Origin of the sequence: Marinimicrobium sp. (genome assembly GCF_002695945.1) — a bacterium.
Lineage (GTDB): Bacteria > Pseudomonadota > Gammaproteobacteria > Pseudomonadales > Cellvibrionaceae > Marinimicrobium > Marinimicrobium koreense.
The window spans coordinates 209,193-218,493 of record NZ_NZQP01000012.1 but is presented as its reverse complement, the minus strand read 5'-3'; the positions used below and the strand labels follow the sequence as shown (position 1 = coordinate 218,493).

The window sequence follows — 9,301 nt, the reverse complement described above, 5'->3', positions numbered from 1 at the left end:
AAACAACAGATCGGGCCTTATACCGCCCGAAAATAGCCGGAAATTCCGATTTTTCGAGTACACATCAAATTGCGCTGCGATTAATCAGAGTTTCCTTAGGTTTAGAATTGTAATGAGGGGCGGATCATACATATCAACGTATGGCTTGGGGATGTATGGCGCATTAATTTCGCCCCAGCTCAATGCCTTCGAATGCCGATGTTCACTTGTGCATTCATAACATTCAATAACCACACTCTCCGCTGTCGTATTAAGGGAAAACGCCAAAGAGAGAAATATGAACACGCTTCTTATTAATTTCATCAATCCACTCATGTTCGCTAGTAACCATTCCCTATCACTCTGATCCCAGTGATATAATGAGCCTTCGATGGCCTGTGGTGTTCAGGCTTTAGAAAAATACATCTTGGCCGGGCATCTGTACACCATAGGAGACCCTCTTTTACATTTGTTACAATAGGTACTCTATTTTTCATCCATTTTCGAATGCGCTGAGCTTTCCGCTATTGCAAACGGTTGGCAAAGCGCTCTACCGCGTCTACCACCTGTTTGGCGCCTTCCTGAATTTCCACAATCACGGCGCCCGCCTGGTTCGCCAGATCCAGGCCCTGTTCGGCCTCCTCCCGGGAACTGAACATCTGGCGCTTGACCTCATCTGAGAGCGTCTGGTTTTTCTCGACGACGCTCACAATTTCTTCTGTGGCGTTGCTGGTGCGAGCCGCCAACTGCCGTACCTCGTCGGCCACCACGGCAAACCCACGCCCCTGCTCTCCGGCCCTGGCGGCCTCAATAGCGGCGTTCAACGCCAACAGGTTGGTCTGCTCCGCAATGCCGCCGATGGTTTGCACGATGGCGTTGATTTGCAGGGACTGTTCACCCAGCGCCTCAATGCTTTGAGTCGCCGCCTGCATTTGTGCGGCTATCTTCTGCATGGTTTCAACGGTCTTCTTGACGACGGTAGTGCCTCTTTGGGCGCTCACATCGGTCTCCTGTGAAACGTCATAGGCAACGCTTGCGCCCTCTCGGACCTGGGCTTCCCGCGCCACCTCGTCAGTGACCACATTGGCAAATTTCACGACTTTTGAAAGGTTGCCCTCGGCGTCGTAAACCGGATTGTAGGTGGCTTCAAGCCACACCTCAGAGCCACGACTATCGATCCGCTTAAAGCGATCCGCGACGTACTGTCCGCTATTAAGCTTTTCCCAGAATGCAACGTATTCGGGCGAGCCGGCCTCCTCCGGGGTACAGAATATCCGGTGGTGCTGACCAACGATTTGCTCAAGCCGGTAGCCCATGGCCTGCAGAAATTGCTGGTTTGCGGTGATAATGATGCCATCCAGATTGAACTGAATGACAGCGGTCGAGCGAATCAGCGCATCAATGAAAGCCTCGCTTTCTTTTGTGCCCTCCACGGACTTGGTGACATCGCGGGCATAGCCCTGCACATAGGCGAGCGTGCCGTCCTCCCCTCGTACCGGAAACCATTGAACGTTCAGCCAGACCAAAGGGCCACCATCGCCCCGCAAGTAACGGTAGTCATCACTGACGGGCTCGAACCTGGCAACGGCCTGATTAAAGTTACGGAAACAGGCCAGCTTTGGCACATAGGGTGGCACAATCTCCGACATCGGCCGCCCCAGCAGCTGATCTTTCCGGTAGCCGAGCGCATCGGCAAAGCCCTGGTTTACGGCCGAGATGCAGAAGTCCGCATCCAGCGTGATGGACAGCATGCCCCGGTCCATCTGCTCGGTCAGTTGCCGCAGCATTGCCAACTCTGCGCGCTGCGCTTCGAATTCCTGTTTCAGGCGGCGATTGAACATCAGGGAGCTCCATTTGACGGTAGTCCCACGCTATCGGCACGCCAGCGCAGCTCTTGAGTCCATAAGCAAGGGTTATGGTTTGGACTCGCCGCTTCCCGGATGCAGACAATACGGCCAGACAATCGCCATAGGCTGAACACAATAGGCTTATTTCTTGACCACCCATAATCCAATGGATTACACTAAAGCCATGCAGACCATCGTAGAACTCCCTGAATTTATCAAGCGAGCATCTAACCTCCTCAAGGATGAGGAAAAGGCAAGTATTATCAATTACTTAGCTTTTCATCCGCAGGGCGGGGATATTATGCAAGGCACTGGAGGAATCAGGAAGCTTCGCTGGTCTGCGCAAGGTAAAGGTAAAAGTGGTGGAGTAAGGGTTATCTATTACTACCATAATGGAAGTGTGCCGCTATTCCTTTTGACAGTTTTTGGCAAGGGTGAGAAAGCGAATATCTCAAAGTCTGAACGTAATGAATTGAGCAAGCTGACTGACCTGTTGCTTAAGCGATATGGTGGTTAATATGAGTAGCGCATTTGCAAGCATAAAGCAGGGTCTGGATGAGGCCCTTGAATATTCCAAGGGGAAGATCGAAAAAGCTGTAGTGCATGAATTTGGGCCTGTAGAAGTCAAACAGGTTCGAGCCAAGCTTGGAATGTCCCAGAATGAATTCGCTTCCGCTTTCGGTATCAGCGTCAGCACGCTGCGTCACTGGGAACGTGGCGACCGCGCGCCACACGGCCCCGCGCTTGTCCTGCTGAATGTGGTATCGAAAGAGCCGAAAGCTGTACTGAAGGCACTTAGTGCTTGATTTCTCAATACTGTAAATTCAGAGGGATTTATGCCAGAACGGAAAAGAATAGCGCTTCTTATTGACTGCGATAATGTCAGCCATAATTCAATAGACGGAGTACTGGAAGAGCTCGCAAAACATGGGATTGTTAACGTCCGTCATGCACATGGCGATTGGAAAAGTCCCTCTTTGTCTGGCTGGATAGATAAGCTTCACCCTCATGCCATTCGACCCATGCAGCAGTTCGCTTATACAAAAGGTAAAAATGCCACCGACGCAGCAATGATCATTGACTCGATGGATCTACTTTACAGTAATACCGTCGATGCATTTGCTTTGATGACTAGCGATAGCGATTTTACGCCCCTTGTACTTAGGCTTTTGGAAAGTGGACTGACCGTTTACGGGTTTGGTGAAAGCAAAACCCCCAAGCCATTCGTCGATGCGTGCTCGACGTTCATCTACACAGAAAACCTCGTTGTTGAAGCGGAGGAAGAGTCAGAAGTACCTCAACGTTCAGCAAAGAGGAGTAGAAATGAACTCAGGCAGGACACCGCCTTGGTAAGGCTGCTAAGGACCGCGGTGGAGCAAACATCTGAGGATGATGGCTGGGCACACATGAGCAAAGTCGCCCACTACATATCAAACAACAGCTCATTCTCTTCAATTAACTATGGCTACAAGAAGTTGGGAGATTTAATTAGAGCAACTGAGCTATTTCATGTGGAAATGAGAAAGGCTGGAACAGCCATGTTTATTAAAGACGCTCGCCAGTAATTTTTAAAGCTAAAAGGGAGCTTTACCGCTCCGCGTTTTGGGATCTCTACGTTGTCCATTCCGGCGCGCCCTTGTACAATACTTGTACGAACTCCGCTCTATTAGAAAGGTACTAGTCCAATGCGTCATTGATGCCGCCGTCCTCAAGACGGCCAGTCTCCACCAGCCCCCAGTCGCCGGGGGAGTTCTTGGCATCCATGGAATATCGCATGACTACAACCTATCTCACACTGAAAGGTGTCTCCCAGGTTCTGCCGGATGGCAGAGCGCTATTCGCCGATCTTAATGAAACCTTCGATATGCAGCCGACGGGGCTGGTAGGCCGCAATGGCGTCGGCAAAACGGTCCTGGCGCGCATTCTGGCGGGGCAACTGCAGCCAAGCGCCGGAGACTGCCTGCGCTCCGGCCTGGTGCATTACCTGGCCCAACAAGTAACCTGCCCGGAGGGCGCCACCGTCGGTGACCTGGCGGGCGTTCAGCCTGCGCTGGATGCGCTGGCGCGCATTGAGTTGGGCAGTACGGCACCGGAGGATTTCGATGCCGTGGGCGAGCGTTGGGACATTCGCCAGCGACTGCGCCATGAACTTGAGCGCGGTGGCCTTGGCCACCTTGAGGCAACCGCCCCTGCCCGTCTACTCAGCGGTGGGGAGACCATGCGCGTCGCCCTGATTGGCGCCCTGCTCTCGGACGCCGACTTTCTGATTCTCGATGAACCCAGCAACCACCTCGACCGACCAAACCGACAGGCCTTGATCGAACATCTCAAGCGCTGGCCGGGTGGCTTGATCGTGGTCAGCCACGACCGGCAACTGCTGGACGCCATGGAGCACATCGTCGAACTGACCCCGCAGGGACTGCACCGCTACGGAGGCAACTACACCTTCTATGCCGAACGCAGGGCCGAGGAGCGACAGAACGCCCTGGATCAGCTTAATCAGCGCAAGCTCGAACGCCAGCGCGAGGAGCGGGCAATGCGCCAGCAGCGGGAACGTCAGGAACGTCGACGGGCCCGCGGCAATCAACAGGGCAAGGAGTCCAATCAGGCCAAAATTCTTCTGGACCGCCAGAAGGAGCGCAGCGAACACTGGACAGGCGCCTTACACCAGAAGCACGCCACTGCTCGAGCCGAGCTGAACCAACAGGTGCGCGAAGCAGCGCAACAGATCAATCATGAAGCCGAGATCACCCTGCATGCCATACCCATTTGGCAGGCACCAAAACGTCGGGTGGCGGAACTGGAGGCCGTGGAGCTGCCCTTTGTTGAGGGCCCTACGCGCACTATCAGCCTGACCCTGAGTGGGCAGCAGCGCATCGGCGTGGTCGGCCCGAACGGCTGTGGGAAGTCGACTCTGCTCCGCGTGCTCGCAGCCCAGCTCGCGCCCTTGTCGGGCACCTGCAAGGTGACGCCGCACTGCGCCTATCTTGATCAGCGGCTGGGCAACCTTGACCCTGAGAAAACGGTGCTCGAGCAGTTACAACTGGCGAACCGCACCACCCCCGAAGGGGACTTACGGATGCGGCTGGCACAACTGGGACTGGACGCACCCAAAGTCGAGATGCCGAGTAGAAGGCTCAGCGGAGGCGAGCGCCTGAAAGGATCACTGGCGTGTATCCTCTATGCCGACCCGCCCCCGGAGCTGCTGCTATTGGATGAACCGAACAACCATCTCGACCTGCCTTCCACAGAGGCGCTGGAGACTATGTTGCGCCACTACCCGGGGGCGTTGCTCGTGGTATCGCATGACGACCGATTTCTGAATAACCTCGGATTGACGGGTCGGCTGGTAGCTACCAAAAAAGGTTGGAATTTGGAGCCATTCTGACAATTGGGCTGTCGATTCTGTCGTGGTTCAACCGACCAGTTGAACAGAAGCAGCGAGGTTCGGGCTCCAACCCCCCGGATTTTCTGCTTTACTTCAGCAACGGCCCCTGTGATGGGCTCACTGTTCAACTTTTGGAGGATTAATATGCCAGCCAACACCGGCACCGTACGACTGCACCGCGTCCTGCGCGCTCCCACCGAGCGGGTGTATAAGGCCTTTACCAGTAAAGACGGCCTGGAATATTGGATCGCGCCCTACGGTTTTACCGGCAAAGTCCATGAAATAGACGCCAAGGTGGGTGGCGGCTACCGCATGTCATTTACCAACTTTGGCACTGGTAGCAGCCACTCGTTTACCGTCGAATATGTGGAGCTGGTGCCCAATGAGCGCATCCGGCATACCGACCGCTTTGATGATGAGAACCTGCCCGGGGAGATGATGGTGACCGTCGACCTGAAAGCGGTCTCTTGCGGCACCGAGATTCACATTGTTCAGGAGGGCATCCCCTCGGTGATTCCGGAGGAGATGTGCTATCTGGGGTGGCAGGAATCGCTGGAACAGCTGGCCAAGCTGGTGGAACCGGAGATTCCCGATAACGGTTGATGGAGTGACCGGCGCACGCTGCCAGACCGCTGAGGGCCTGCGCCGGCACATCCAAAAACAGGTATGGGACAATCCCAGCAGCGGTGCCGTAGCGGCCAACGCAGCTCTTGAATCCATAAGCGCAAACTCCTTCCTCTCTCAAGGACTATTGCCGCTCAATACGTATACGCTGTGCGTCATCGACCCTGACCTCTATCGGTTGCTCGTTTTTGATCTGGTCCTTCAGTCGGTCAAAGAGACCGGGATGCTCATCGGTATGAAACCGGGTAGTCACGTAAGCGGGCATCGGGAATCCGTCGGTAAACTTTAACGTAACAAAACGATATCGGGTTCTCACACTATCGAACTCGCCATCCATCCGTTGACGATGCTCAAAATCGGACGCTCTATACACCGGCACACCGGTTAACGTATTACCTGGACGAACCGTCGATGGCAGCGGGTAGGCTCGAGCCCCGAACTCCGTCCGGGACAGAGCGCCTCCAACACATCCCATCACCACTGCACCAAAACCAATCGCCAACAGCGTTCCTCTATTTAAATGCCAGTAGCGCAGTTGTTCGTCGAAGCTTTCCATGGTGGCCTGCTCAACCTGTGTACCACCACTGGCCACTGCCACACTGGCAGGGTGAGCGAGCAGGTGCAGCGCACTCATGAACACCAACCAGAGCACCAGTATAAACGCCACGGTACCCATAAAATGAATCATACGGAACTCTTTGACAGGTGTACCTGCCGTGTCGGTCCCACGGTCTTTGATAAAGAGTTCAGTTCGGTAGATATCATCAAAACTCATGTTGTAGCCGACATCTGACAGATAAGTATACGGCTCGGACCGAGGCTCATCTCGCGGCAGGTAGCGGCCGGCTCCCGGGCCGTCATTGCCAAGGTATACCAGCCTATGTTGCTCCCCCACCGCCGAGAGATAGACACGATTGGCCATGGGCGACATGATCAAAATGATAAAAAGCAGAGGAAGAATGGTGAACGTCAAGGTAATGCCCGGGTGCTCCAGGCCGCCCCAGTTCTTAGCCCACCAGCGAATGGTCTGCCAGGCGCCAATGCCATAGGCGTGCTTGAGGTACAGATGCACCAGATAAATCGGCAGGGCGTAGCAGATCAGGTTTTTAATCAGGGCGATCAGTTGCAGCATTGTCTCGGATTCCTTGACAGTCAATCGGGCGGCACACACTACAACGAACCTCCGTGCAGGTCGAGGACCGGGGTCACGAAACGCGATGCTTCTCCGGCGCCAGCAGCGCGCTCAAGCAGAAGCGCAGCCGGGAATCGCCTATTCTTGGATTACCGGCATGCACTCACCCGCTTTTACGAGGCCGTGGGTAAAGCGATCGCTCGCGCCGACGACCTGTACCTGATCGGGTCGGGGGAAGCCCGTAAAGAGCTGCTGCACTATCTGAAAGAACACGACCGGTTTACCGGCCGGGTCAGGGAGTCCAAGCCCGCTCAGGAAATGACCGAAGCGGAGATGGTTGCGGAAACCCGGCGCTTCTATCACTTGCCGATGCAAGAAGCGAGCTGAGAGTCGGCGTTTGGCTTTTTATGAAAGGTGCGGTAACCTCGAAGCGGTTTTTATATAAAACTTTATATTCACTGATGGTAAAAGAGCATGATCTCCATCATGCTCTCCCTATTGCCTTCTAATAATAATCGCTCCGAAGGAGATTCCCGATGCTGAACCTCAAGCCCGTACTGGCAGCCTTGCTGCTTTCCCTATTTTCGCTGAGCGCTTTAGCGGATGTCGCCCCTCTCACCACAAAAGGCAATCAGGTGCTGATCGGCGGCTCCACCGGCAGCATCGCCGGGCCCAGCCTGTTCTGGAGTAACGACGGCTGGGGCGGGGACAAGTTCTATACCGCGGGCGCGGTTAAGACGGTGGCTGAAGACTGGAACGCCGAGCTGGTTCGCGCCGCCATGGGCATAGAAACCCCCGGTGGTTATCTGGAGTCACCTGAGAGTAACCTGACCAAGATTCGCACAGTGGTGGACGCGGCCATTGCCAATGACCTCTACGTCGTCATCGACTGGCACAGCCACCACGCCGAAGATCACCCGGACAGCGCGGTGGCTTTCTTCACGCAAATGGCCGAGGAATACGGCGAGCATCCGAACGTCATTTACGAAATCTACAACGAGCCGCTGGATGTCTCCTGGACCGATACCCTCAAGCCCTATGCGGTGCAAGTCATTGAAGCCATCCGCGCTATCGACCCGGACAACCTGATTGTGGTGGGCACGCCCAACTGGTCACAGGATGTGGACGTCGCGGCCGAAAGCCCCATTACCGGTTTTCAGAACCTCGCCTATGCCCTGCACTTCTACGCGGGTACCCACACCGATTCTCTGCGGGACAAAGCCCGCGACGCCCTTGATAAAGGGTTGCCCCTGTTCGCGACAGAGTGGGGCACCGTAAATGCCAACGGCGATGGTGATGTTGCGACAGCGCAAACCGAAATCTGGATGGACTTCTTCAAGGAACACAATATCAGTCACGCCAACTGGGCACTGAACGACAAAGAGGAAGGTGCATCCGCGCTGGTCGTCGGCGCCAGCCCCGAGGGCAACTGGTCCGAGAAGGACTACACCGCCTCTGGCCGGTATGCTCGGGACATTATTCGCCAATGGGAGGCACGCGAACCTCAATAAACAACAAAGTTACGGTCTTTTTCCGGTCACTTCGGAAGTCAGCCAGAGGCTACAGCTCGGTCACAGCAACGGCACCAACCACTCAACAATGTCCTTGCTCAGGTCCTTCAGGCATCTTTGGGTGGCCGAACAGACGGTGTAGGCGGTCCCCATGTCCAGCACGTTGCTGCTGGGTGTGAAATCCCTGAGCGAGGCAAAGCCGCAGCTGTGGCTGGCCGTAACCACGCTGTTGGGCGCGGTGGCGTGAATCAGCGCCGTAGTGACCTTTACCGCGGGCAGCTTGGAGTTGGATTTCATGCCAAAGGTGAATTCCTCGCTGCCCAACGTCAGGCCCTCGATGTCGATTGCCAACACGGGGATATCGCCAGCCTTAATTTTATCGGCGGTGCTGACGGCCTGCATGACCAGGCCCTGCTTCTCGGCCCGTTCAAGAATGCTGCTTACCAGACTTTGTTCGATCTCACAGGGCAGCTCATCCTGGGCGTAGTTATAGCCTTCAATGTTAAACCCCAGGTTTTCGTTCAGGTAAATCTGGGCCGGACGCTCATCGGCCGACACGGCCGCCGAGATGGCACCCAAACACACCAGTGCCAAGAGACTTAAAGGTTTCATGGTCAATCTCCTCAAATTGGGATCATCAGCGCCGGCCTGTGTCCTGCCCGCCACATCTTCACTATAGCGCTTTAGGGCAAATTTTCCGCAGTATCAATCTAGTGACTCAAAAACCACGGTTTTAGATTCTCCGGGCTGATCTATTGTCAAAGGCCTAGCGGTGTAGCGCAAGAGGTTTAGGCGCATGAGTACTGGCGCGCGCGAGATA

The 9,301-nt window shown here is 55.1% G+C and carries 9 protein-coding genes and 1 pseudogene; 7 read left to right on the top strand and 3 right to left on the bottom strand.

Features of this window, described 5'->3' with window-relative positions:
- Positions 1-578 precede the first annotated feature (578 nt).
- Positions 579-1,820 (bottom strand): annotated as a pseudogene (locus CMG77_RS01870) (methyl-accepting chemotaxis protein); the annotation flags it as partial.
- Between the two features lie 190 nt (positions 1,821-2,010).
- On the opposite strand from CMG77_RS01870, the gene CMG77_RS01865 reads away from it, so the two are divergent.
- From CMG77_RS01865 to CMG77_RS01845, 5 genes are all read left to right on the top strand, one after another.
- Positions 2,011-2,343 carry a type II toxin-antitoxin system RelE/ParE family toxin gene (locus CMG77_RS01865; RefSeq protein WP_286806215.1) on the top strand — a complete coding sequence of 111 codons (333 nt, stop codon included), beginning with the start codon at positions 2,011-2,013 and terminating at the stop codon, positions 2,341-2,343.
- Between the two features lies 1 nt (position 2,344).
- Complete coding sequence (nadS, locus tag CMG77_RS01860) at positions 2,345-2,632, top strand: NadS family protein (RefSeq protein ID WP_286806216.1); 288 nt, start codon at positions 2,345-2,347, stop codon at positions 2,630-2,632.
- A 30-nt stretch (positions 2,633-2,662) separates the two neighbouring features.
- Positions 2,663-3,391, top strand: a complete 729-nt coding sequence (locus tag CMG77_RS01855; RefSeq protein WP_286806217.1) for an NYN domain-containing protein — start codon at positions 2,663-2,665, stop codon at positions 3,389-3,391.
- 209 nt (positions 3,392-3,600) lie between these two features.
- The gene (locus tag CMG77_RS01850) at positions 3,601-5,214 is read left to right on the top strand and encodes an ABC-F family ATP-binding cassette domain-containing protein (protein WP_286806218.1); all 1,614 of its coding nucleotides are present in this window, start codon (positions 3,601-3,603) and stop codon (positions 5,212-5,214) included.
- Positions 5,215-5,358: 144 nt separating this feature from the next.
- Positions 5,359-5,817 carry an SRPBCC family protein gene (locus tag CMG77_RS01845; RefSeq protein WP_286806221.1) on the top strand — a complete coding sequence of 153 codons (459 nt, stop codon included), beginning with the start codon at positions 5,359-5,361 and terminating at the stop codon, positions 5,815-5,817.
- 145 nt (positions 5,818-5,962) lie between these two features.
- On the opposite strand, the gene CMG77_RS01840 is transcribed toward CMG77_RS01845, so the two are convergent.
- Entirely contained in the window at positions 5,963-6,970 is a 1,008-nt protein-coding gene (locus CMG77_RS01840; RefSeq protein WP_286876432.1) for a hypothetical protein, read from the bottom strand.
- 144 nt (positions 6,971-7,114) lie between these two features.
- On the opposite strand from CMG77_RS01840, the gene CMG77_RS01835 reads away from it, so the two are divergent.
- Together CMG77_RS01835 and CMG77_RS01830 are read left to right on the top strand one after the other, a co-directional pair.
- Positions 7,115-7,357 carry a hypothetical protein gene (locus tag CMG77_RS01835; protein ID WP_286806226.1) on the top strand — a complete coding sequence of 81 codons (243 nt, stop codon included), beginning with the start codon at positions 7,115-7,117 and terminating at the stop codon, positions 7,355-7,357.
- Between the two features lie 149 nt (positions 7,358-7,506).
- Positions 7,507-8,481: a glycoside hydrolase family 5 protein gene (locus tag CMG77_RS01830; RefSeq protein ID WP_123638116.1), complete on the top strand. Its 975-nt coding sequence runs from the start codon at positions 7,507-7,509 to the stop codon at positions 8,479-8,481.
- A 60-nt stretch (positions 8,482-8,541) separates the two neighbouring features.
- On the opposite strand, the gene CMG77_RS01825 is transcribed toward CMG77_RS01830, so the two are convergent.
- Entirely contained in the window at positions 8,542-9,093 is a 552-nt protein-coding gene (locus CMG77_RS01825) for a hypothetical protein (protein WP_286806228.1), read from the bottom strand.
- Positions 9,094-9,301 lie beyond the last annotated feature (208 nt).

What these genes read in the sequence shown, in the direction of transcription:
- CMG77_RS01825 (WP_286806228.1), bottom strand. Translation starts at nt 9,093, where the DNA reads ATGAAACCTTTAAGTCTCTTGGCACTGGTGTGTTTGGGTGCCATCTCG.
- CMG77_RS01830 (WP_123638116.1), top strand. Translation starts at nt 7,507, where the DNA reads ATGCTGAACCTCAAGCCCGTACTGGCAGCCTTGCTGCTTTCCCTATTT.
- CMG77_RS01865 (WP_286806215.1), top strand. Translation starts at nt 2,011, where the DNA reads ATGCAGACCATCGTAGAACTCCCTGAATTTATCAAGCGAGCATCTAAC.
- CMG77_RS01840 (WP_286876432.1), bottom strand. Translation starts at nt 6,970, where the DNA reads ATGCTGCAACTGATCGCCCTGATTAAAAACCTGATCTGCTACGCCCTG.
- CMG77_RS01850 (WP_286806218.1), top strand. Translation starts at nt 3,601, where the DNA reads ATGACTACAACCTATCTCACACTGAAAGGTGTCTCCCAGGTTCTGCCG.
- CMG77_RS01845 (WP_286806221.1), top strand. Translation starts at nt 5,359, where the DNA reads ATGCCAGCCAACACCGGCACCGTACGACTGCACCGCGTCCTGCGCGCT.
- nadS (WP_286806216.1), top strand. Translation starts at nt 2,345, where the DNA reads ATGAGTAGCGCATTTGCAAGCATAAAGCAGGGTCTGGATGAGGCCCTT.
- CMG77_RS01855 (WP_286806217.1), top strand. Translation starts at nt 2,663, where the DNA reads ATGCCAGAACGGAAAAGAATAGCGCTTCTTATTGACTGCGATAATGTC.